Source organism: Pseudoalteromonas sp. L21, from assembly GCF_021728035.1.
GTDB lineage: Bacteria > Pseudomonadota > Gammaproteobacteria > Enterobacterales > Alteromonadaceae > Pseudoalteromonas > Pseudoalteromonas arabiensis.
In genome coordinates, this window is sequence record NZ_JAKKCV010000003.1 from 492,597 (window position 1) to 515,472 (window position 22,876).

At 39.2% G+C, this 22,876-nt stretch carries 17 protein-coding genes and 7 tRNA genes; 5 read left to right on the forward strand and 19 right to left on the reverse strand.

Annotated elements, in window-relative coordinates:
* Window positions 1–100: 100 nt before the first annotated feature.
* The 11 genes from L3V41_RS11015 to L3V41_RS11065 all read right to left on the reverse strand — a co-directional run bounded on the left by L3V41_RS11015 (window position 101) and on the right by L3V41_RS11065 (window position 15,059).
* Window positions 101–3,181: an efflux RND transporter permease subunit gene (locus tag L3V41_RS11015; RefSeq protein ID WP_237127731.1), complete on the reverse strand. Its 3,081-nt coding sequence runs from the start codon at window positions 3,179–3,181 to the stop codon at window positions 101–103.
* Window positions 3,181–4,419 carry an efflux RND transporter periplasmic adaptor subunit gene (locus L3V41_RS11020; protein ID WP_062570349.1) on the reverse strand — a complete coding sequence of 413 codons (1,239 nt, stop codon included), beginning with the start codon at window positions 4,417–4,419 and terminating at the stop codon, window positions 3,181–3,183. Before L3V41_RS11020 ends, L3V41_RS11015 begins: the two co-directional genes overlap by 1 nt.
* Window positions 4,420–4,421: 2 nt before the next feature.
* Entirely contained in the window at window positions 4,422–5,828 is a 1,407-nt protein-coding gene (locus L3V41_RS11025) for a TolC family protein (protein ID WP_062570348.1), read from the reverse strand.
* A gap of 150 nt (window positions 5,829–5,978) precedes the next feature.
* Window positions 5,979–6,563, reverse strand: a complete 585-nt coding sequence (locus L3V41_RS11030) for an HAD family hydrolase (RefSeq protein ID WP_237114922.1) — start codon at window positions 6,561–6,563, stop codon at window positions 5,979–5,981.
* Window position 6,564: 1 nt separating this feature from the next.
* The gene (locus L3V41_RS11035) at window positions 6,565–7,845 is read right to left on the reverse strand and encodes a hypothetical protein (protein ID WP_237127732.1); all 1,281 of its coding nucleotides are present in this window, start codon (window positions 7,843–7,845) and stop codon (window positions 6,565–6,567) included.
* Window positions 7,842–8,573, reverse strand: coding sequence for an SDR family oxidoreductase (locus L3V41_RS11040; protein ID WP_237114920.1), 732 nt, complete (start codon window positions 8,571–8,573; stop codon window positions 7,842–7,844). Before L3V41_RS11040 ends, L3V41_RS11035 begins: the two co-directional genes overlap by 4 nt.
* A 1-nt stretch (window position 8,574) precedes the next feature.
* Window positions 8,575–9,873, reverse strand: coding sequence for an FAD-binding oxidoreductase (locus L3V41_RS11045; protein ID WP_193988457.1), 1,299 nt, complete (start codon window positions 9,871–9,873; stop codon window positions 8,575–8,577).
* Window positions 9,870–10,274, reverse strand: coding sequence for a GtrA family protein (locus L3V41_RS11050; RefSeq protein WP_237127733.1), 405 nt, complete (start codon window positions 10,272–10,274; stop codon window positions 9,870–9,872). Before L3V41_RS11050 ends, L3V41_RS11045 begins: the two co-directional genes overlap by 4 nt.
* Complete coding sequence (locus tag L3V41_RS11055) at window positions 10,274–11,146, reverse strand: UbiA prenyltransferase family protein (RefSeq protein ID WP_193988455.1); 873 nt, start codon at window positions 11,144–11,146, stop codon at window positions 10,274–10,276. The genes L3V41_RS11050 and L3V41_RS11055 overlap by 1 nt, the downstream gene beginning before the upstream one ends.
* Window positions 11,147–11,715: 569 nt before the next feature.
* A complete protein-coding gene (locus L3V41_RS11060; protein WP_237127735.1) occupies window positions 11,716–14,574 on the reverse strand; it encodes a hypothetical protein in 2,859 nt (952 codons plus the stop codon).
* Between the two features lie 409 nt (window positions 14,575–14,983).
* A tRNA-Phe gene (locus L3V41_RS11065) sits at window positions 14,984–15,059 on the reverse strand.
* Window positions 15,060–15,100: 41 nt separating this feature from the next.
* On the opposite strand from L3V41_RS11065, the gene L3V41_RS11070 reads away from it, so the two are divergent.
* Window positions 15,101–15,268, forward strand: coding sequence for a hypothetical protein (locus L3V41_RS11070; RefSeq protein ID WP_237127737.1), 168 nt, complete (start codon window positions 15,101–15,103; stop codon window positions 15,266–15,268).
* Here the strand turns inward: L3V41_RS11070 and L3V41_RS11075 are convergent.
* The 4 genes from L3V41_RS11075 to L3V41_RS11090 all read right to left on the reverse strand — a co-directional run bounded on the left by L3V41_RS11075 (window position 15,247) and on the right by L3V41_RS11090 (window position 15,783).
* Window positions 15,247–15,322 (reverse strand) — tRNA-Thr (locus L3V41_RS11075). The genes L3V41_RS11070 and L3V41_RS11075 overlap by 22 nt on opposite strands.
* 57 nt (window positions 15,323–15,379) lie before the next feature.
* Window positions 15,380–15,455 (reverse strand) — tRNA-Phe (locus L3V41_RS11080).
* 119 nt (window positions 15,456–15,574) lie between these two features.
* Window positions 15,575–15,650, reverse strand: a tRNA-Thr gene (locus tag L3V41_RS11085).
* Between the two features lie 57 nt (window positions 15,651–15,707).
* Window positions 15,708–15,783 (reverse strand) — tRNA-Phe (locus L3V41_RS11090).
* A 41-nt stretch (window positions 15,784–15,824) separates the two neighbouring features.
* Here L3V41_RS11090 and L3V41_RS11095 point away from each other — a divergent pair.
* The gene (locus L3V41_RS11095; RefSeq protein WP_237127739.1) at window positions 15,825–15,968 is read left to right on the forward strand and encodes a hypothetical protein; all 144 of its coding nucleotides are present in this window, start codon (window positions 15,825–15,827) and stop codon (window positions 15,966–15,968) included.
* Window positions 15,969–15,980: 12 nt separating this feature from the next.
* On the opposite strand, the gene L3V41_RS11100 is transcribed toward L3V41_RS11095, so the two are convergent.
* Both L3V41_RS11100 and L3V41_RS11105 read right to left on the reverse strand, forming a co-directional pair.
* Window positions 15,981–16,056, reverse strand: a tRNA-Thr gene (locus L3V41_RS11100).
* A gap of 71 nt (window positions 16,057–16,127) precedes the next feature.
* Window positions 16,128–16,203 (reverse strand) — tRNA-Phe (locus L3V41_RS11105).
* 477 nt (window positions 16,204–16,680) lie between these two features.
* Here L3V41_RS11105 and L3V41_RS11110 point away from each other — a divergent pair.
* The gene (locus L3V41_RS11110; protein WP_237114905.1) at window positions 16,681–19,449 is read left to right on the forward strand and encodes an ATP-binding protein; all 2,769 of its coding nucleotides are present in this window, start codon (window positions 16,681–16,683) and stop codon (window positions 19,447–19,449) included.
* A gap of 33 nt (window positions 19,450–19,482) precedes the next feature.
* Here the strand turns inward: L3V41_RS11110 and L3V41_RS11115 are convergent, their stop codons facing one another.
* Both L3V41_RS11115 and mutY read right to left on the reverse strand, forming a co-directional pair.
* Window positions 19,483–19,755 carry an oxidative damage protection protein gene (locus tag L3V41_RS11115; RefSeq protein WP_237127741.1) on the reverse strand — a complete coding sequence of 91 codons (273 nt, stop codon included), beginning with the start codon at window positions 19,753–19,755 and terminating at the stop codon, window positions 19,483–19,485.
* A gap of 15 nt (window positions 19,756–19,770) precedes the next feature.
* Window positions 19,771–20,850, reverse strand: a complete 1,080-nt coding sequence (gene mutY / locus L3V41_RS11120) for an A/G-specific adenine glycosylase (RefSeq protein ID WP_237127788.1) — start codon at window positions 20,848–20,850, stop codon at window positions 19,771–19,773.
* A 145-nt stretch (window positions 20,851–20,995) separates the two neighbouring features.
* Here mutY and trmB point away from each other — a divergent pair, with 145 nt between their 5' ends.
* Together trmB and L3V41_RS11130 are read left to right on the forward strand one after the other, a co-directional pair.
* On the forward strand, window positions 20,996–21,721 hold the full coding sequence (trmB, locus tag L3V41_RS11125; RefSeq protein ID WP_062570341.1) for a tRNA (guanosine(46)-N7)-methyltransferase TrmB: 726 nt from the start codon (window positions 20,996–20,998) through the stop codon (window positions 21,719–21,721).
* 18 nt (window positions 21,722–21,739) lie between these two features.
* Window positions 21,740–22,768 (forward strand): methyltransferase, encoded by a 1,029-nt coding sequence (locus L3V41_RS11130; protein WP_237127743.1) that lies wholly within the window; start codon window positions 21,740–21,742, stop codon window positions 22,766–22,768.
* Window positions 22,769–22,876: the final 108 nt, after the last annotated feature.

Below are 22,876 nucleotides of genomic sequence, written 5' to 3' on the forward strand. Positions count from 1 at the left end.
TAAATCCGCCACCACATCGTTACCCGTAGCAGCAGATTTATCCCGCGTCCTAGCTCCTAGCACCTAGTCTCAACCAAGCGCCAATTTTTATCTTCACGCCTTATTTAAACCATCCCTGAAAGCGCTCCATTAATAGGTAATTAGCTGGCACTAAAAGCAAGGTGATAAGGGTTGCGAAGATGATTCCAAAGCCAAGGCTTACTGCCATCGGAATAAGGAATTGTGCTTGCGTTGCTTTTTCAAATAACAGCGGCATTAAACCAATAAAGGTGGTTAAACTGGTTAGCATAACGGGGCGAAAACGTGCTGCACCTGCCATTTTCACAGTTTCGAGTAAATCACCGCCTTCTTCACGCTTTTTATTAATGAAATCAACCAGCACCAGTGAGTCATTCACTACCACGCCTATCAGGGCTAACATGCCAAGTAAGCTCATAATGGTTAACTCCATACCCATTATCCAGTGACCCATTACCGCACCTATCATGCCAAATGGTATAACACTCATCACAATTAATGGCTGCATATAGGATTTAAACGGTATCGCTAATAGCGCATAAATAATAAAGAATACAAACACGAGGCCCCAGGCCAGTGAACCAAATGATTCACGCTGCTCTTTGGCTTCACCTTCGAGTGTGTAATCAACACCTGGGTATTGCACCATGAGCTCATCTAAGTAGGCTTTTAAGTCTGCTTGCAGTACCGTCATGTTAGTATTTGATTTTTCAACATCGGCCGTTACATTCAGTGTGCGATAGCGATCAATACGATAAATAGACGATGGGCTTTGCCCCGGCACTAAAGTCGCCACGTGCGAAAGCGGCACAGTACCACCAGCAGGTGTTTTAATAAGAATGTCTTTTAAATCTGCAACCGAGCGGCGCTCTTCAATCGGTAAACGCACCATTACCCGCACATCGTCGCGCCCACGTTGAATGCGCTGCACCTGCGCACCAAAGAACGAGTTACGCACTTGCTGCGATACATCAACACGGTTTAAACCAAGCGCTAAACCTTGTTCTGTCAGCTCAATTTGCAGCTCTTCTTTACCATCTGACATGCTATCAGCAATTTCGTATACAGTTGGATAGGTCGATAACCGTTCTTTCACTTTTTCAGCTACTGCTTCAAGCATTTCAATTGAGCTGCCGCTTAGCTGTACATCAATCGGGCTCGATGTTCGGCCAAACTCAGCACGGAAAGTGACACTTTCAGCGCCAGGAATAATACCGATAAGCTCACGCCATTCGCTGGCAAGCTCTCGGGAGCCAATATCTGATTCACGCTTTTCAGCCGGCATGATCTCAAATCTAACACTACCCGTATTTGACGAACCACCTCGACCACCTGTGGTTGCCAAAATATTTAGAATCACACTTTGGCCGTCTTCATCACGGTATTTATCTTGTAATTCTTTTGCCTTGTCTGACATTTTAATGACGTATTTATTGGTCACTTCAAACGGTGTTCCGGCAGGAAAAGTAACGGATGCACGCACAGTTTCACTTGGAATACGCGGGAAAAACGTAAATTTAGTCCAACCACTTGTTATCAAGGTAACAATAATTACAAAAATACCGACAAATAAACTAACCGTAGCCATTTTATTCTTCAAGGCTAGATTAAGTAGTGGTTGGTAATACTTCATTATTGCGTGTTCAAAGCCATCAGCAAAGCGCTGTTGAAGACGCTCTAATTTCGATGGTTCGCCCTTTTCATGACGTAACTTTAAGTATTTTAAGTGAGCTGGTAATACAAACTTAGACTCAATCAAAGAAAACAGTAAAACCGGAATAACCACAACAGGAATTTGTGCAAAAATAGCGCCCCGCGCACCTTCAATAAAAGCAAGAGGTAAAAATGCCGCAACTGTCGTGAGTACACCAAATGTTACTGGGGTTGCCACTTCTTGCGTTCCACGAATAGCGGCTTGCTCACCACTTTCTGCCGTTTTTAAGTGTGTATAAACGTTTTCACCAGTAACAATGGCATCATCTACAACAATACCGAGCACTAAAATAAAACCAAATAAGCTGATTACATTGAGTGTTATACCAAAGATAGGCATTATCAAAAATGCGCCCATAAACGATACAGGTATGCCAATAAATACCCAAAATGCAATGGCAGGACGCAAAAATAAGGTAAGTAGCGCAAGGACTAAAATTCCGCCCTGAATTGCGTTACTAGTAAGCGTTGCTATGCGGCTTTTTACAACTTCTGAGTCATCATCCCAATAACTTAACTCAAACCCTTCCGGTAGTTGGCTTTGATGCTCAGTAATATAATTTTTTACCGCATCTGCAACTTCAATCGCACTTTGCGGGCCAATACGATACACATCAATAAAAGCAGCCTGTTTACCATTGAAACGAGTACGCACTGGCGTTTCTTCAAAATCATCACTAATACGGGCAATATCACCTAAACGGATAATAGTGCCATCGGCTTGGTTCTTAACCACTATATTAGCAAACTCATCCTTACGATATGCTTGCCCTTTAGAGCGAATAAGTACATCCCCCCCCTCTGTTTTTAAATTACCAGCAGAAACGTCTGTGCTTGAGTTCTTAATAGCTGAAGAAATATCCGCTAAACTCAAATCATATTGTCGCAAAGTATCTTGACTCACCTCTATGGCTATTTCGTAATTACGAACACCGCTTAACTCAACTTGAGTTACACTTGGCAAACGCAAAAGCTCATCACGTACAGTTTCTGCGTATTCAAGTGTTTCTTTTTCACCATAAATACTTGAAACAGATACTGCGATAACTTCGCGCTTCCATTCGGCAAGCGAAACTATCGGCTTTTCCGCATCAACCGGAAAGGTGTTAATCGCATCTACTCGACTTTTAATATCAGCCAATAGCTCCCTTGGATCATACCCTGTCTCGACCTCAATACTTACTGATGAAGAGCCTTCTGATGAACGACTCGTGATCCGCTTTACACCTTCAAGATCTTGAACAGCTTCCTCAATGCGAATAGAGACTCCTTTTTCTACATCCTCAGGCGTCGAGCCACGAAGTGATACACTGACACTAATGCGATCAGACTCAAACGATGGAAATACCTCAAGCGGGATTTGTGTCGAAACGCTAAATAGCCCCGCTAATAAAATGCTGATCAGCAATAAGTTTGCTGCAACATGATTCTTTGTAAACCAAGCAATCATTATTGCGCTCCCTGCTCTTTAGGTTGCTCTTGATTATTGAGGCGCTTAGCTTTCCCCCTCGTAGCTTGATACTCTTCGCTTCCCATTACCGTCACTTGCGTACCTGAGCTCACTTGACCAAGTGGTGTAATCACTAAGTTATCGCCTGCAGACAAACCTTCAGCAACAACAGCTTGATTAGCATTTTGCCAAGCAAGTGAAATATTTTTACGACGTAACACACCTTGCTCTTCAACATAAACATAAGTGCCTTGGTAAATCGCGCTATTTGGGATCACAATGGCATTATCAATCGTCTTACCGGTAATCTGCGCTTTGATATATTGACCAATTTTGATTGGGTATTGATTTATAGATGTTGCTTTATAAGGGTCATTAATTTGTGCAACCACATAAAGCTGCTGCGCATTTTCGTCAATAGCCCCTTCGGTACGAATAACTTGACCTTGCCAATGCTGCTTGCCAACGAGATCTGAGCTAAATTTAACTAATGAGCCCGCGCTATTTTTAGCACCATCACGAAATTGCTCTGGTAAGTTAATGAACGGTAAGTCTTTATTTTTGATTGGTAAGCGTATTTCAACACGGTCAATTGCATAAATGCTGGCAAGTTCCATGTTATTAGTCACCACTTGACCTAAGTCTACGCTACGACTTAAAACACGACCCGCGTATGGTGCCGTGACTTTTGTACGCTCTAAATCGAGCTTGGCTTTTTCAAGGGCGGCTTGAGCCGACAATACACTTGCTTCAGCTGCAGCTAATTGTGGTTTACGCAGCACTAAGCTACTAGCTTCATCGCCCTTACCTAAGCGCTGCCAATCGGTTTCAGCTTGGCGACCGCGGGCTTGTTCTTCAAGTAAGCCTTGTTCAGCGGTTAATAAAGCCGCCTGGGCTGATTTCACTTCGGCGCGGTGATCTCTATCGTCTAGCTGCAACAACACATCGCCTTTTTCAAAAAAGCCACCTTCACGGAATTGCTCACTAATTTCGATAATTTGCCCTGAGGCCTGAGCAACTAACAAACTTTGCGTACGCGGCTTAACCGTTCCAAAACTATCTATCATCACTTGATAGGATTCTGGCGTCAGCGTTTTAACAGCAACATTTACTTTCGCTTTCGGTGGTGAAGAAAAGCGGTTTGCTTGTGGTGGGTTGCCTTTAATAAACATGACGAGCAGTACCGTCACAGCTATCACTACAAGTGGGATTAATATTTTACGTGTCTTGCTATTCATGATTATTGCTCTTCTACTTCGCTATTTGCTGCACTAAAGTCACCACCAAGGGCAATGTGTAAGTTAATTCGATTTTTAATAAGCTGGTTTTTTAGTTCAATGACCGAACTTTGCGCATTGAACGAACGGTCTTGCGCATCAAGTACCGTGGTATAGGTAACCAAACCACTTTGATATTGTTCAAAAGACAAACGCTCTGCAGCTATAGCGTTTTCTTGCGCTTCTAAGGTTTTTTCGTAGCGTACTTTAAGCGCTTGTTCTTGGCTGATCGCTGTTTCAACATCGTTAAAGGCATCATAAAGTGTGGCAAGATACGCCTGCTCTTGGCGCTTAACATTGAGCCTTGCTTGTTCTTCATTGGCTTTTAAGCGGCCTCCTTCAAAAAGCGGCATCGAAATACTACCAATCAACGACCACGCTAAGCTTGAAGGTGAAAATAAGTCGCTCATTCTATCCGTGCTATCACTGATCGACGCTGAAAGATTTAAGCTTGGAAAACGCTGTTTATGCGCATAAGCAAGCCCAGCATCGGTGCTAAGTAATTGATACCAGCTTGCCATTAACTCGGGTTTGCGGGTGATGAGCTCTGAAGGCAAGCCCAGTGGTATAGTATTCTCAAGTAATGGCAAGTCTGCGCTAACGCTTAACGCGCCAGTTGGGTATTGGCCTGTTAAACGCTCTAAATCACGAATAGATTTAGTTAACGTTGCTTGCTGCGCGGCAATGTTCGAGCGCTCTGTATTTAGCTCATTACGCGCAAGATAGACATCAAGCGCTTCATTTAAACCTTGGCGATAACCAGATTCAATGATCGATAAATTCTGTTCGGCATTTTGTTCGCGCTGTTTATAAAGTTCGAGCAGTTTTTGATTTGTGATTACATCAAACCAACCAGATACTACATCAGCTACTAATTGTTGTTTGCTTTGCGAAAATGTGGCTTTTTCAGCTAGGTATTCAAGGTTTGCTTGTCGTTCTGAGGACGATAATTTACCCCATAAATCAACTTCGTAGCTTAATTCTAATGATGCTGAGCTGGCGTTGTTATAATTAACAGGACGATTATCTTTACTACGGCTAGCACGTGTTGATAAATCAAGACTGGGCCATAAATCTGCCCCTGCAGCAATAAGCTGCTGCTCTTTAATCGCTACATCGTAACCCGCTTGTAAAATTGCTTGGTTATAAGCTAATGCTTGCTCAACTAAAGTAAAAACTTGAGGATCGTGTAATTGCTGTAGCCAGTTATCTTCAACAGCAAGCACCTTGTCACCCGAAGGAAGTTGCTGCCATGCACTTGGCACAGTCTCAAGCTCAACGACTCGCTCATGGTGAGTCGGCTGGCTCGCACATGCACTTAGCAAAATTACACTTAAAGCCAATAAACTCGGCTTATATTGCCAATTCATTCTAAAAACCTGAAAAACATCAATTTATGAATGTTATTCAAGCACCACGTTAAGCTTTGCTCAACTGACTTTACATAAAATTACACTGTCTGACATAGGTATACGATAAATGGCTAAACTTTAGGGATAAAATAACTGATACACATCAAATTAAAAAATACGATAACCAGACGTATCAGCTAATTCAAGAAGCTCTATATCTCCTGAACTATCGCCATAAGCATAAATATGTTCAAATTCAGAAAGAGTATAAGCGGTTTTAATTCTCGAAACTTTTTCGGGTCCAAAGCAATTTTTTGTTGCAAGCTCCCCTGTAACAAAACCACTTTTAAACTCTAACTGTGTGCCCAGCAATTCGATATCATGTTTTGCACACCAAGGTGCCAACCAGCTCTCAATTGAGGCTGAAACTATCACTACACGGTGACCTTGCTCCTTATGCCAAGCAATTTTAGCCATTGCTTTTTCTCTAAGCATACTATCAATATGGTTTAAAGAGTACTCATGTGCAAGTTGCTTAAACGTGCTTTCCTTCATTCCTTTAAAGAAATATGCCAACATCTTTTGCTTTGCTATGTAGTTAGGAATTATTTTTAGCTTAAATGCCACTAGCATTGGAGATAAAAGGAACATGCCTAACATCATTTTAAAATCACCAACGGCAAACCGAATAAACTTAATTAGGCTATCATCAGTAGTGATCGTGCCATCAAAGTCAAAAAAAGCAATTTTCATATTATGCCAACATACTTCTAACTAAAACTAAACCATTGAAGACTGCGAAGATAACAGGTCCAGACCAAGCAACCACAGCTGGTAGTGGGTTATTCTTAAGTTTGATATGACACAAGGTACAATAAATAAAGATGAATATGTAACCAGACATATATCGTTCAAAAACATACTTATTTGGCATTAGTGAGAACACAAATGCAATCGTGGACAAAGCAAATATTAAGCGAATGCGTGGAGGAAGCACCGTACAAAACAAAACGAAAAGGCCACCACCGAGTGAGGATAAGAGAATGATAAAAGTTGATTTATCAGCAATAGTAGGAGCTATTTTTACAAAATTCCACAATCCAGAGTATCTACCCAACTCCTTGCTGTAGCTGGTATCAGGAATAACTGCAATAATAAATCCAATCACACAGCCAAACATTACCCATTTAAACTTAGAGCTAGAAATAACATCTCGTATAGTCCCATACATAACTGGCAAGAAGAACAAACTATAAAAAGCGAATACACTTAAAAAGAACGCAGGTGTAGCCAGACTAATATTTTGGTGACTATTCTGAAATGAGGGAGGAACAAGGCCTCCCCATAGCACATAGAAGTAATAAAAAATGGCAAATGCGGGTAAAGTTGCAAGCACTCCTTTTAACAAAAAACCGCCTCTATCAGATAGCTCAGCTGTGTTATAGGAATAGTAAGCTAATGCGCTAGCCCAAATAGTTGATGCAAGCCATAAAAAAGGTTGCCTAACCATCATAGCTAAAATTAGAATGAAAGCTAAATACAAAAAATGTTTATTCAATAACTCAGACTTTGTCGCAATGATAAACACACCCAAAACAGTCAACCAAGCAAGGTTATCTGGCAATAACCATACCCCTGATGGAAAAATGTAAATAGATAATATCATTGGAAGTGAAAGCAAGATGCTATGTAACTTACCAAAGTGACTATATAGTCTTTCCACGATTATACCAATAAGGGCAGCCGTAAAAGCGGAGCTAGTAAGCTTGAGTATTATCTCATTTGACGAAAATAGCTGACCAACAAATCCTAACAGAACATGATATCCTGGAGTTGTTGCTGAGGGATAATCAGAAAAATCTAAGCTTTGAATAAAGTGTAAAATAGTCGGGTAATGAAATAGTTTCTGATCATCAAAAGCCCGCCCATAATTAATGTTAAGCAGGATCAAGGGGAGCGCTAAAACATAAAATATTCCTATGCAAAGCAATATGGTAAAAGCTTTATCCTTACCCTGAAAGAACGTCGTGTTCATATACTCATACCTTTGAACTTCCATTCTGGTATAAGTTTTATCACTAGCATAATGTACTTCCAAATCCACTTTGTATAAATTGAATTTTTACCTTTTTGCTGCGCAGAAAAAATATCAGACGCCACTTCCTCGGGCGTTGCTGTTAATTTCTTAGGTAAATCCATCCCCTCAGTCATCTTTGTTGCAACAAAACCTGGCTTTACAGTCAGAACTTGCACATGAGCTTGATGTAACCTATTTCGCAATCCAGAAAGATAAGCGGTAAGTGCCGCTTTTGCTGAGCCGTAGAGGTAATTGCTTTTACGTCCCCGTTCACCAGCTACTGAACTAATCCCAACAATAAAGCCACTTTTTCGCTGTTCGAAATCATTAGCAACTATATTTAAGAAACTAACAACGCCAGTGTAGTTTGTGTCTAAAATACGCTGAGCCTCATCAAAGTTGACCTGTGCTTTTTTTTGTTCTCCGAGGTAGCCAACAGCTGTTATAACTCCTAAAGGTTTTTCTTCTAAAGAATCATATACTGCCTGATGACTTTGATATGCCAATATATCAAGCTCGACCAGCTTTACTTTCCGTTGAGTTCTTACGTTAATATCATTAGCAAAATCAGCGAGCTCTGCGCTATTCCTTGCAGCCAGGTAAAGATCATAGCCATGCTTTGCATACTCCCTTGCTATGGCTTTAGCTATATCGCTTTTTGCGCCGACGATAAGGACATAACTCATATTAAATTCCTACTCTCTTTGATTGTAATGATTGAAACTTTATATCCATATGATTTTTTTTACGAAACTCTCTAAACTTCTCAATATTAGGATAACCCTGCTCGAAAACTTCTTTTGAGACTCTTGCGTCTTTAGCTAAATAAAAACGACCACCGTATTTAAGTACAACTTTATCCAATACCTCAAAAAGCTGGAATAATTCGGGTTCGACTTTAAAGTCTAGTGCGAGACTGTAACCCTCCATAGGAAAAGAAAGCCAGTTATCATTTGCTTTACCATAGAGTTTTAGTACAGCTAAAAAGGAGCCCTTCCCAGACTCAGCGATCGTCGAAAGTATCTCATCTAAACCTTCATAACTGGTTTCTTTAGGTAAAATAAATTGATATTGAGTAAACCCATTTTTCCCATATATACGATTCCAATTCCCCAAAGCATCCAATGGATAAAAGAATGAGTCAATATCCACCTTTTGATGCGAAATTTTCTCTGTAACTTTATGATAATAAATCCAATTAAACGCGCTTACACTCCAGTTATTAAGAGACCACGTCGGAAAGTTAAATGGGATTGAAACTTGATGCTTATGTTTATACTCAAGCTCACAATCATCTCTGAAATCACCAACCATTAATAAACTCTTACCTTTGCTACTTCCCTTAGCAAGACAATCAATCCAAGCAACCGAATATGGCATATTTTTATATTTTTCAAATGCCTCAAAAGTTTCTTTTAAATTTTTTGTTTTAATTGTTGTTTGACTGATGAATTGAGAGTTAATCTTTTTAAGGTATATTTTTGCATCCAAGATAACGCCTGTGAGGCCTTGTCCACCGCATGTGGCATGAAATAAGTCAGGATTTTGCTCTTTGTCGCAAGTTGTGATTTCACCATTTGCAAGCATGATTGTAAATTCATGTACACATTCACTGAAGCACCCTTCAATATGGTGATTTTTACCATGTACATCAGACGCTATTGCGCCACCTACAGTGATTAGCTTAGTACCTGGCGTAACTTTCAAAAACCAACCAAGCGGAACATAGTGCTCAATAATCTCACTCAACAATACGCCAGCCTGTACATGCAGCAAACCAGTTTTATGATCGAAACTCAAAAAGTAATCTCTTTGTTTAAGCTTCATTATGTGACTGCCAAGAGCGCTGTCTCCGTAACTTCGACCATTGCCAAACGCAATAGCAGAGTCACAATGAGTTATGAGTTCGTTCAAGTTGGTTTTTTGACTAATGGAAAATTCTTCACAATCAACTTGAGGGTATCGGCCCCACCCGCTGCATTTCATCGAGATTTCCCCCCTTCAACAAATACGTATTTTTTATCAAGGTTGTATTTGATAACATAGCCGATAGTTAGGCCTAAAATAGCGCCAATATACTTAGCATTATGAATTGGAACTAGATAATCAAATATTATTTCAGTTCCCCAAAAAATCATCGTGGTAAAAACACCCATCAATGAATATAAAGCGAACTTCTTTGCATCATCTGACTTTCCCGCTGTTACATGATAAAAAATCCATTTTTTATCTAAAAAATATTTAGCTACTAAACCGGATAAAGTTCCGACAAACATCCCAAGATACAACGAGCCGAAGCCCGTATAGAGTTTGAAACTAAGAAATTGAAAGGCTAAATTTACTGAGATAGAAAACGCCGCAAAAATTGAATATTTAACTAACAACATTAATAAAGTATCCAAGTAAAAGATATAAGCCAACCCACTAGCACTAGTTGAATAAATCTATCTTTAGTTACAATTTTTGTAGGGGAGCCACTGTCTAGGTGCACGTATGCAATCTGTAAATACCTCATAATGCCTAAAGTGACAAAAAGAGCGGTCAAGTAAAGATAAGAGCTATCAACTCTTGCAGCCACTTCCGCAGAAGTTGTATAGGTGATATAAGCAATAATAACAACAGAAGCCATAATTGCCATAGCAGTATCTACAAGCTGCAGGTTATAGCCATCAATCACTTTCCTCATTTTTTTACCTGTATCAAGGTAAATGAGCACATCGTCACGCCTTTTAGCTAAAGCCATAAAAAGCGCAAGAAGAAATGTCATCACGACAATCCAAGACGACAAAGGGATATTAGTAACCACCGAACCAATAAAAAGTCTTAATACGAAGCCAATAGCTATAATCGTAACATCTAGTATCGCAACATGCTTAAGGCGCACGCTGTACGCAATATTCATACAAACATAAATAAGCATAATACCTAATGCTTCAACGGAAGTTGAAACTAACAAGGCGACGCTAGAAGAAAACATGATGATCATAATTAGAATTGCTTGCGGCTTACTAATTGCTCCAGAAGCTAATGGGCGCATCCTTTTTTTGGGATGTTTTTTATCATCCTCAATATCCAAATAGTCATTTAAAACATATATTGAACTGGCAGCTAAAGAAAAAGCAAAAAAAGCAACAGTGGTGTCGATTAGAAGTGAAATATTCGTGAATTTTGCAGCAAAAAAAAGTGGAGCGAAAACAAAAAAATTCTTTATATATTGATGAGGTCTAATTAACTTAAAAATATCATTAAAAGTAAGCATGTACTAAGAATTTCCCTTAATGCAATTACAAGTTTCTAAAAAATAGAAGCTTTACGGTTCCTTCTAGGAATAGAGAGTGCTTCAGTTAATACGAACTCTCTATAGTTAAACCACATAGTACTACTTTATCATTTGATATTAAATGAGTTTTTAAATATTCCTATTTTTCGTACTAAAAATCTCAAAAGCATTGGCGGCTCAATATTGATTCATTTTCTAGCTAAATAGGACCCTCTCTATGATATGTAAAGACAATTAAAGATAGATTACTGTTTGAATACCTGAATTAATAATTTAGTGTAATCTTATTATATTCTGGCAAGGTAACTGCCAGCTACTTTGCTAAAGGATCATATGTATCTTTTTCCCTTTTGAGTCGACCTAAATAGATTGCAATTAAAGGAGAGATTTAACTATAAGAATGTAAAGATAGGGGGAAAACCAAAGTCCTATTTTTTTAACGTGTTACAGCGTAATGTAATAGAGTATCTAAAGACTGCATCAACTTAATGGCTCGAAGTACTCTCCCTAATTGCAGGAGAGTACGCATTTTAATATGTAGTAAAAACTCAATCTAAAATTAACATGTCTTCATATGAGTTAAAAAAGCTGGTATTACCTATTAATATCGAAATTTGATATTCACCTTTACTAATAGGAGTGTTCCACAAGACTTTAGCACTGTTATTTTGTGTATCGAGAGTCACTTCACATTCCCCTCCACTCACAATACAATCCAGCTTTATTTTACCGTCAAAATCCCATGTTACATCATAAGTTAAATTCGAACCTGCAGTTGCTCTTGCTTTACCACCAGTCACGTTGAGTAACTTATCAAAATCAAAAACAGAGTATCCATTCTTAGGCAAAGAGTAGTTGTAATAATAAGCAGTCGGATCCCTACTCCACTCCATATTAAAGATCTTATCTCCTTGAATCGCTATATCTGTAACATAATCACTTGTTATGTAACTACTTAACAATTTTGGGCTGCTGGGTGCTTTGATAGAGTACTTTGAAATGCCAGTTTCTGGATCAACGACATACAGCTCATTACCAATTAACTTTAAACTAGTTCCAGAAATATTCAGTAGGCGTGCTTCTTCAATAATGTTTTCGGGTTCTGAAATGTTCAGTATCCTTAGTCCATAATATTTACTCAACAAATATACGTAATCTTTATAGGAAACAATTGAGACGTAGTGCCAGCTATCATCTCCAAACCAATCTTTAAAAAAATACCCTTGTTTGTTGAGCTCATTATTTTCATTAATATTGATAATCGCAGCTTCATTTTCAGCAGCAACGTGAACTGTATTTCCAGAGGTGGATATATCAGAAATTGCCCCACCTCTAGATGCTAAACCATGTAATACTGACTTATCTACTGGCTCACTAGGTTCACTTATATCATATAAAACTAGGTTTGAATTAGCTGTATTAATTAGAAGTTTATCACCCTTCACAGCCAAAGCATTTACTGGGTTAGCCGATGGGATATTACCCACTGAAAAAGGAGCTCTCTTATCACTAACATTAAGGATATGTAAACCTTCGCTCTGAGTACCAACAAACAATAAATCTTCACTAATTAGAAGTTTATTCGCTTTGGAAACTGTAACTTCACTCAATACTTCTGGCTGTTCATAATTAGAGGCATCTTTAATAATTAATCTATTATCTTTGCTAGATAAGTATAAAACCTCATCTTCAACGACCAGTGAATTTAACTGAAAATTTTGATCAACTTGATATTCTTTTGTTAGAGGAGCTGAAAGAGAAGAAATGTCAAAACTTTCTAGGCTTGAACTAAAATAGTCTACTAAAAGCAAAGTGTCTTCATGAAAAGTTAGCCATTTTGAGGCTATAGTGTTTGGTAATTTACCTACCCATTTAGGAAAATTAGGATCAGATATATCTAAAAAACGGACACTTTCGGAGCTATCACCAACCGCAATAACGTTTTTAGCAATGGCCATAGCAATATTCTGGGATGATACGCTTGTTTCTGAAATGACGCTCAATTGTGTAGGTAATGAAATATCAACGAGCAGCAAGCTTTGTTTTGAACCAGTTAATGCTGCTATATTCTCATTTATTTCGATTTGTTTGAAAGAGCAATCACACTGTAACTCAGCCACTAAAATAGACTCAAGTGGCGTTGATACATTAAATACCTTCAACCCCTCACTTTCAGTTGCAACATATAAAAAATCTCCTTTAATTTTTAAGTCATTTACTCCAGAAAGACTCTCATTTAAGGTATTACTATCTATATAGCGAGGCGATGCTAAATTAGAAATATCAATCGCTTCAATCCCAAATTCACTTGAAGATACATAAACTATATTTTTATACCTAGCAAATTTTTTGTTTTGGAAAGCATTTTCAATAGAACTTACAAGATTTATATTTGAAATGTCGCTTATATCATAGAACCAAAGTCCAGTTCTTCCCTCAGCAATCAATAGATCATCAAAAATCACACTCGCCTGATAACCATTTTGAGCACTCTCCCAACCGAACGCTCGAATATTGTAAGGATCAGATATATCTAAAGCTTTTAATCGACTGTTATCCGAGGTAAAAACGATGCCTTTTTCTACACTTGCAGAAAAAGAGTAGGTTGAGTCACTAGAGTACTCATCACGAAAAATTAAACTTTCTTTATTAAAGCTATTTACCGTACCCGAATACTCCTTACCAACAATGCTCACTAAGTCAGAAGAGGTGGTTTTATCCTCATCTTCTACTGTTAACTTAAAACTTAGCTGACTTGACCCTAGAGGCAATTTAAATGAGGGGTTACAGGTATCTGCACTAAGTACTTTAACCTCAGGTCCTTCTACTTGTTCCCAGTTATAGCTTATAGCAGAACCATCTGGATCGTAGCTTTCATCACAACTTAAGCTTACTAATTCATTTTCTAGGAAAGTCTTGTTATCTCCGGCTTCAGCAACAGGAACGTTATTAGTAGGGATAACTTTAACATTCACTTCTGCTTCAGCGGATGCAGCTTGATCATCCGTAACGACTAACTTAAAAGTAAACGACTTTTCAACTTCATAAGCTAAGACTTTTGGTGATGTGAACGAAAGTACCAACTTATCTGTATCATTTAAAGAGACTGGTTCTCCTGATACTTGTTCCCACTTTATTGAAGTAATTGTTCCATCGGAATCTGTTGCCTCTGCATTAATTATAACCTCAGTTAATTCATTAACTTCTACTTCGGGACTCAAACTTAAAGTGGGTGAAGTATTCGCCACTGGCGCATCTGTAGGCGCTTCTGGAGTGCTTTGTGGAGGGTTATCTTCACCACCACTACCACCACAGCCGACCAAAAATAAAAGACTAAATGTGATAGATAGTGCGATATTCTTAATATCCATATTAAATATTCCTGTCCATTTAAATGTGCTTACCATGACGTTTAACTATATGACTACTTAATTTAAAATCATATAATTAAATTAAACCAATATAAAATTTAGGCCTAACCTTCTTAGTTAAGTGCGTTGTTTTTAAAATACCCTTTGTTATTTAGGCACTTTCGACAATGTTGCTATATCTTTTTCTTTTCGCATAATTTGATCATGACAATGATTTTTTGATAAGTAGCATCTAATCAAGTCCCTAAAAATGACAAAATACTATCACATGTTGGCATAACTCAACTAAAAAGCATAATCTTTGAGCAATAATTTATTGAGTAAAACTCTAACACGTTGAATTAGGGAAACAAACACTTAAAAAACATGTGCTTATTGCTTAAAAACCAAATTAATTATAAATTTTTAATATTGATTTAGGGAAATAGTTTGAAGTAGCAAAGGATGGTGCCCAGAGGCGGAATCGAACCACCGACACGAGGATTTTCAATCCTCTGCTCTACCGACTGAGCTATCTGGGCAATATTCGGTTTTTATGCTGAATATCCAAAGAGGATTTTCAATGCAATTCCCGATGGCTCTACCGACTGAGCTATCTGGGCAATATTCGGTTTTTATGCTGAATATCCAAAGAGGATTTTCAATGCAATTCCCAATGGCTCTACCGACTGAGCTATCTGGGCATTCTAAACTTTCGTTTAAAATAAATGGTGCCGACTATCCGAGTTGAACGGATGACCTACTGATTACAAGTCAGTTGCTCTACCAACTGAGCTAAGTCGGCACACTAAATTTGCGTGCGCTGTGCACTATAATCACTTTAAAAGAGATTATCAAATAATGGTGCCCAGAGGCGGAATCGAACCACCGACACGAGGATTTTCAATCCTCTGCTCTACCGACTGAGCTATCTGGGCAATATTCTATTTTTGTGCTGAACATCCGAAGAGGATTTTCAATGCAACTCCCAATGGCTCTACCGACTGAGCTATCTGGGCTAAGTTCCTGACTGCAATTTGCTGCCAAGGATAATAAATGGTGCCGACTATCCGAGTTGAACGGATGACCTACTGATTACAAGTCAGTTGCTCTACCAACTGAGCTAAGTCGGCACACTAAATTTGTGTGCGCTGTGCACTATAATCACTTTAAAAGAGATTATCAAATAATGGTGCCCAGAGGCGGAATCGAACCACCGACACGAGGATTTTCAATCCTCTGCTCTACCGACTGAGCTATCTGGGCAATATTCTGTTTTTGTGCTGAACATCCGAAGAGGATTTTCAATGCAACTCCCAATGGCTCTACCGACTGAGCTATCTGGGCAATATTCTATTTTTGTGCTGAACATCCGAAGAGGATTTTCAATGCAACTCCCAATGGCTCTACTAACTGAGCTATCTGGGCATAACAAAAAGCTAGAAGCTTGATGTTTAAATAAATGGTGCCGACTATCCGAGTTGAACGGATGACCTACTGATTACAAGTCAGTTGCTCTACCAACTGAGCTAAGTCGGCACACTAAATTTGTGTGCTTTGCACAATACTGATGTTCTCACTATTAGAGATAACACCAATATATTAAATAATGGTGCCCAGAGGCGGAATCGAACCACCGACACGAGGATTTTCAATCCTCTGCTCTACCGACTGAGCTATCTGGGCAATATTCGGTTTTTGTGCTGAATATCCAAAGAGGATTTTCAATGCAACTCCAAATGGCTCTACCGGCTGAGCTATCTGGGCAATATTTAGTTTTATGCAGAATATCCACAAGGATTTTCAATGCAACTCCTAACAGCTCTACAACTGAGCTATCTGGGCACTAACTTTTAAACGCACTTTTAAGCAACAAATCTAGTTGTCGCTGTCTGGGCGTGCGGCGTATTAAACGGGTTTTGCCCTCTCAAGTCAACTTTTTTTTAAGGATTCTGACTGTTTGAACAGTTTTCAATCAAGATTGCTATTTTTCGTACTTTTACGGTTACTTATGCAGCAAAAACTCCTATTCTGATAGTTTCCTCCAACGATTATTGCTTTGCTAAAGTAAAAACGTGGTGAATTTTTCTTCGTTGATGGTAGGATTATGTTAATCAATCAAGTAACTACTTCTTACTGCTGTAAAATTGTTGGATAAAAGCCATGTCGAGTAAATCTACATCTCCTGTAAAAGGGCTATTACCGTTATTCATTATAACGAATCTTGTTATTACACTTCTCGCAGTTGTAGCTTACTCTTTTTACCCAACAAAGGATTCTAAAACTCAAGTTACACACCCAAGCCTAAATGCTGCGCAAGTAGTCGAACAATTATCACCACCATTAGTAAGCGCACTCACAATGCCAGGCCAAGATAAGGTCAAAGAAGTACTGGATCTTAGCCTTTTACTCAATGCTGGGTTTGATTACTACTTGTATAGGTACGAAGTGAATGGTGATGTATCTTTGGTATTTGCAAACAATAAAGAAGAACTCATCGCTGTAACGAAAGTAAATCAGCAATTAGAACAAGCCAGCATAATTCACAAAGTGCTTGAATTTAACGACCAACCCGTTGGCGAGTTAATCGTAAAGCAGCATTCACAAGAACAGCCAATTGTTGAATCAGCTGTAATGTCATATGTATTAGCTGCTGTTGCTCTGATTGCACTTATTTTTCTGTCTGTATTATTAAATGTGTATATTAATAAACGTTTTATGAAAAGTAGTGAACTACTTAGCGATGAACTATTAGCTATTACAGAAAACCAAAATTACCACACTCATGTTACTGAAACCCTTGACTTTGGTTTAGATATTGTAGCTAAAAACATTAACCATTTACTTAGTAAAGTTCAGTCTGCAATTACTGAAAATAAAGCAGCACAACAAGACCTACAAAAACTACAAAGTAGCCTTGAAACTGAAGTACAAAACAGAACTCTGGCACTTGAACAAGCAACATTAAAAGCAGAGCAAGCCAACGAAACTAAAACAACCTTCTTAGCAACAATGAGTCACGAAATAAGAACACCAATGAATGGGGTGATTGGGACTATTGATTTGCTGCGCCAAACAGAGCTCGATGGTGCACAACATAGACTCAGTACAATAATTCGTGATTCTGCCTTTTCATTGCTTGGCATTTTAGACGACATTCTCGACTTCTCTAAAATCGAAGCAGGAAAACTCAATATCGATAACATTCCTTTTTCGGTCTCAGATACTATCGAAGAAGTTGCCCGTGTGCTGTCTTCTGTCGCTAAAAAGCGTAACTTAGATCTAGAACTTGCCATAGCACCCGATATTCCGACTAACTTAATTGGCGATACAGTGCGCGTACGCCAAGTGCTTTATAACCTATGTAGTAATGCGATTAAATTTACAACCACAGACGATAACCGAAAAGGTCATGTAAAAATATCTGTCGAAGTCGCGCAAAACACCACCGATCATTACACCTTGCGTTTTAGCGTTTCCGACAACGGTAAAGGCATGACCCAGGCACAGCTTCGCGAAATATTTAACCCATTTATTCAAGCCGAAAGCTCTATTACACGCGAGTATGGAGGCACAGGTCTTGGGCTTTCGATCTGTAAGAGCCTTACCGAGTTGATGCTAGGTACGATTACTGTAAACAGTGATTTGGGGATCGGTAGTGAATTTATCGTTGAGCTGCCGTTTAGCACGCAAGGAAAAGTTAACTTTGCTCACAAACAGGTGATGAAAAACCAGCGAGTGGTTGTTGTAACCCAGCACGAAGGCAGACACAGCTTATTAACTCGTTATCTTTCATTTATGGGCGCAACGACAATCATTGCCAATAGCAATGAAAAAATAGAAGCTGAGCAAGATAAAAAAGACATAATTTGGATTCTCGATGGCATCGAAAGCATGGAGGATATTAACTACATACTGCGCCGTTTGCTTTACACCTTAGAAGACAACCATCAACAAGTGATTGTATTAAGTAAGCTAGATGAAGCCGCTGTTAATCATAAAAATATTTTTTATTTAAATGCAGCACCACTATGTAAGTCTAACTTTATGGTGTCGTTATTAGTTGCTGCTGGCCTTCATCAGCCAAAACAAATTTCCTCTGCAAAAACACTCAATAACTATTTGAGCGTGGATCAAGCCCGTGAAGAAAATAAATTAATTCTTTTGGTTGAAGACAATGTTCTTAATCAGCAAGTGCTGACAGATCAATTACATCTATTAGGTTATGGTGTCGAGTTAGCCGAAAACGGTGAGCAAGGATTAGAGATGTGGCGTGAAAACCACTACTCGATCATTTTGACCGACTTACACATGCCAAAAATGTCAGGCTATGACATGGTTGAAAAAATTCGCAGCGAAGCCTCTTTGCTTCCTGACATCAATGCCCAACCCTACATTGTTGCTATTACCGCTAATGCACTCAAAGGGGAGAAAGAGCGATGTTTAAGTATTGGCATGAACGACTATATTACAAAACCTGTCGAACTCAACGTACTTGAGGCAACATTGCTAAAGTGGTCGCATAAAGTCGACCCTGAGCGAACACCTCTTGAAATAAAACAACCTGCCATGCCAATTGATATGAACATGCTTGGTAAATACATAAATAACGATGAAGCTAAAAAACTGCGTTTCTTTAAAATGTACCTTGAACAAAGTAATCAACTAACTAAAGAGGTAAATGCAGGGGTGATCGATCATGATTTAGAAACCATCATTTCGGCATGCCACCAATTAAAATCGATTTCCAAAACAATTGGAGCAGTGAAAATTGCCGAACTGGCATCAGCATTTGAACAACGCTGTAAAGAAGAAGAGCTAACAAGTGACGATCTAATTGAGCTGCGCGACGAGTTCGAAATCGAGTACTCTAAAGTAGCACAGTTCTTAAAAGAACAAATCAAAAAAGCCGAACAAGAAAGTGAAAATTAAAAAGGGCCAATCGGCCCTTTTTAATTTCTGTGCTTATTTTTCAGGTGGACGATAACCTTCAATTTCAACGTCTTTACCTTCAAATAAAAAACCAACCATCTGCTCTTCTAAAAAAGTGCGATGTTCTGGGTCCATCATGTTTAGATGCTTTTCGTTGATCAGCATCGTTTGTTTGTGTTGCCATTGGGCCCACGCCTCTTTACTGATGTTGTTGAAAATCTTTTCACCAAGCTCACCTGGATATAGTTGGAAGCCTAAGCCTTCAGCTTCTTTTTGTAACTTTTGACAAAATACTGTACGTGCCATAATTGCTCTCTACTCTTATTGCGTGATGTTATTGTAATCTATTGTGCGTAATTGTTTAACCAGCTTTTTCGTAGGGGCTGCAAGGCCGACTTCAATAGACTCATCAAGCGGATACCAAACCAATTGACGCTCATTAATGAGATCTGGAATGCTTGGCAATGTTAAAACATGCGGATTAATGGTCAGCTCAAAATGCGAAAACACATGAGTAAACACTTCAAGTTCCTGTGTATTAGCCGTTAAACCATGCTGGACTAAAAATGTTTCTAGCTCGCTTAACTCACTAAACTCGAAAAAGCCAAATAAGCCTCCCCAAATTCCTGAATTAGGTCGTTTTTCCATAAGTACTTTATCACCACAAGCTAAAATAAGCTGATGACATGACTTTTTCGGTACCGCCTTTTTAGGCTTTGAATGCGGAAACTCTTTAACTTTACCTTCATTAAAAGCAAGGCACTTACTGTTTAAAGGACAAGGCTCACAGTCAAACTTGCTGCGTGAACACAGACTTGCCCCCAAATCCATCATTGCTTGGTTAAACTCAGTAACGGACTCTTTAGGCGTTAATTGTGATGATAGTGACCAAAGTTGGTTTTCAACTTTTTTAACCCCATACCAGCCTTCGATCATAAAAAAGCGCGCGAGTACACGTTTAACGTTACCGTCCAAAATTGGGTGATGCTGACCAAGCGATAACGATAAGATAGCCCCCGCAGTTGAACGACCGATGCCAGGCAAATCCATCACTTCTTCAAGCGTGGTTGGAAACTCACCTTGGTATTTATCACGGGCTATTTTTGCCGTTTTATGTAAGTTACGTGCGCGAGCGTAGTAACCAAGGCCCGTCCAGTGATGCAGCACTTGATCTTCATCGGCATCGGCCAGCGCAATAATATCAGGAAAACTCTGCATGAACTTTTCAAAATACGGAATGACAGTGACGACCTGAGTTTGCTGAAGCATAACCTCAGAGATCCACACTTTATAAGGGGTTTTATTTAACTGCCATGGAAGAGTTTTACGGCCGTGAAGGTGATACCAGTCAACGACTTGGCTCGCGAACCAAGTTGACTCCTTATTGCTTAAATTCAAAATAACATCTTTACTTGCTGAAGCTCATTGCGGCTCAGTCTATTGCAGTTAGTTAGGCCAAGCAAGCTAAAAGCTTGTACTCAAGGCGCAGGTCAGGGATAATACGCACCCTTTTTCTATAGTCAGTGTTTTTATCAGGCCAAATTATATGAATGACTCAAGTAACCCAAACCTCGAGCAAGCAAAGCAAGAGGGTAAATATATCCGCACAATTCGTAGTTTCGTTAAGCGCGAAGGTCGCCTAACAAAAGGCCAAGCAGCCGCCATCGAAAAGTGTTGGCCAACAATGGGCCTTGAGCACAAAAATGGCATGCTCGACTTTAAAGATGTATTTGGTAACGATAACGACGTCGTACTAGAAATCGGCTTTGGTATGGGTAAGTCACTGGTTGAAATGGCTAAAAACGCTCCAGAGCTTAACTTCATAGGTATTGAAGTACACCGTCCAGGTGTTGGCGCTTGTTTAATGGATGCCGACGAAGCCGGAGTTACTAACTTACGCGTATTCGAGCACGATGCAGTTGAAGTATTAGCCGATTGTATTGCTGATGAAAGCTTAGCTAAGTTGCAGTTATTCTTCCCTGATCCATGGCACAAAAAACGTCACCACAAGCGTCGTATCGTACAGGCTGAATTTGCACAAAAATTACGTAGCAAATTAAAAATTGGTGGTGTTTTTCACATGGCTACTGACTGGGAAAACTATGCCGAGCACATGCTTGAAGTAATGCAGGTCGCTGAAGGTTACAAAAACCAATCAAACACGAATGATTATGTTCCTCGTCCAGATTCTCGTCCGTTGACGAAGTTTGAGCAACGCGGGCACCGTTTAGGCCACGGCGTATGGGATCTAATGTTTGAGCGCACTAAGTAATAATAAGGTAAAAGCAGCATGAGTAAGTTAACCAACCCAAGTTTATTATTGCTTCGAAATGAAGACGAGCTTGTTGGAAAGTCCATTTTAGTGGTTAACTTTGAGCAAGATGGCTTTTTACGCGAGCTTACAGCGCTAAACCCTGACGCAAAAATTACCGCATTCAGTTATAACCACGCTAACGCTATGTATGCCAGCAAAATTGCCGGTGTACATGCTGTGGTTGATCACACCATTCCCAATGGTAACTATGATTTAGTTATCTACTACTATCCAAAAGCGAAGCCTGAAGCACTAATGTGCCTTGATAACATTCGTGCTGTATGTCACCAAGATGCCCAGTTGTTTGTGGTAGGTGAAAATAAAAGCGGCGTTAAATCAGCAGAAAAGCAATTAAAAGACTACTCTGGCTTTAGTAACAAAATCGACAGTGCCAAACACTGCATTTTGTATCTATTTTCTGAGCTTACGCTAAACAATAGCTTTGATATCAGCCGTTATCACAAACAATTCCAAGTCAAAACAAACGATCTAGAATTTACAGCTATTAGTGTGCCTGGGGTATTTAACCACGGTGCGCTTGATGTTGGTACGGCGGTACTTCTTAATAATGCACCTCGTATTAACAAGGGTAAAGTGCTCGACTTCGCGTGTGGTGCAGGTGTTATTGCTACTTACTTAGGACTCAAGCAGCCTGAACTTGAATTTGTGTGTAGCGATGTAAGTGCGCTGGCAACTTATGCCACTGAGCAAACGCTTGCGCTAAATAACCTCAAAGGTGAAGCTTTATTGAGTGATGGCCTTGAAAATATTAGGGGCAAATTTGATTTAATCATCAGCAACCCGCCATTCCACACAGGTATCGCCACAGATTACAGTATTGCTGAAGCGTTTTTAGCTAATGCTAAACACCACCTAACCAAGCAAGGTTCATTAACGATTGTTGCTAATAGCTTTTTAAAATACCCGCCCATCCTCGAGGCGCAGTTTGCTAGTTTCAACACAGATTTTAAGAATACCAAATTTGCCGTTTACTCTGCTAAATAGCCAAAACGCCTAATAGCCTATTCCGTGACTAAATATTTTTCCTAATATTTAGTTACTTTCTATTGTCTTTGCTAGACTAAACAGTTACTAATAATATAAAAAAGCTTG

What these genes read in the sequence shown, in the direction of transcription:
- L3V41_RS11015 (WP_237127731.1), bottom strand. Translation starts at nt 3,181, where the DNA reads ATGATTGCTTGGTTTACAAAGAATCATGTTGCAGCAAACTTATTGCTG.
- L3V41_RS11020 (WP_062570349.1), bottom strand. Translation starts at nt 4,419, where the DNA reads ATGAATAGCAAGACACGTAAAATATTAATCCCACTTGTAGTGATAGCT.
- L3V41_RS11025 (WP_062570348.1), bottom strand. Translation starts at nt 5,828, where the DNA reads ATGAATTGGCAATATAAGCCGAGTTTATTGGCTTTAAGTGTAATTTTG.
- L3V41_RS11030 (WP_237114922.1), bottom strand. Translation starts at nt 6,563, where the DNA reads ATGAAAATTGCTTTTTTTGACTTTGATGGCACGATCACTACTGATGAT.
- L3V41_RS11035 (WP_237127732.1), bottom strand. Translation starts at nt 7,845, where the DNA reads ATGAACACGACGTTCTTTCAGGGTAAGGATAAAGCTTTTACCATATTG.
- L3V41_RS11040 (WP_237114920.1), bottom strand. Translation starts at nt 8,573, where the DNA reads ATGAGTTATGTCCTTATCGTCGGCGCAAAAAGCGATATAGCTAAAGCC.
- L3V41_RS11045 (WP_193988457.1), bottom strand. Translation starts at nt 9,873, where the DNA reads ATGAAATGCAGCGGGTGGGGCCGATACCCTCAAGTTGATTGTGAAGAA.
- L3V41_RS11050 (WP_237127733.1), bottom strand. Translation starts at nt 10,274, where the DNA reads ATGTTGTTAGTTAAATATTCAATTTTTGCGGCGTTTTCTATCTCAGTA.
- L3V41_RS11055 (WP_193988455.1), bottom strand. Translation starts at nt 11,146, where the DNA reads ATGCTTACTTTTAATGATATTTTTAAGTTAATTAGACCTCATCAATAT.
- L3V41_RS11060 (WP_237127735.1), bottom strand. Translation starts at nt 14,574, where the DNA reads ATGGTAAGCACATTTAAATGGACAGGAATATTTAATATGGATATTAAG.
- L3V41_RS11070 (WP_237127737.1), top strand. Translation starts at nt 15,101, where the DNA reads ATGCAATTCCCGATGGCTCTACCGACTGAGCTATCTGGGCAATATTCG.
- L3V41_RS11095 (WP_237127739.1), top strand. Translation starts at nt 15,825, where the DNA reads ATGCAACTCCCAATGGCTCTACCGACTGAGCTATCTGGGCAATATTCT.
- L3V41_RS11110 (WP_237114905.1), top strand. Translation starts at nt 16,681, where the DNA reads ATGTCGAGTAAATCTACATCTCCTGTAAAAGGGCTATTACCGTTATTC.
- L3V41_RS11115 (WP_237127741.1), bottom strand. Translation starts at nt 19,755, where the DNA reads ATGGCACGTACAGTATTTTGTCAAAAGTTACAAAAAGAAGCTGAAGGC.
- trmB (WP_062570341.1), top strand. Translation starts at nt 20,996, where the DNA reads ATGAATGACTCAAGTAACCCAAACCTCGAGCAAGCAAAGCAAGAGGGT.
- L3V41_RS11130 (WP_237127743.1), top strand. Translation starts at nt 21,740, where the DNA reads ATGAGTAAGTTAACCAACCCAAGTTTATTATTGCTTCGAAATGAAGAC.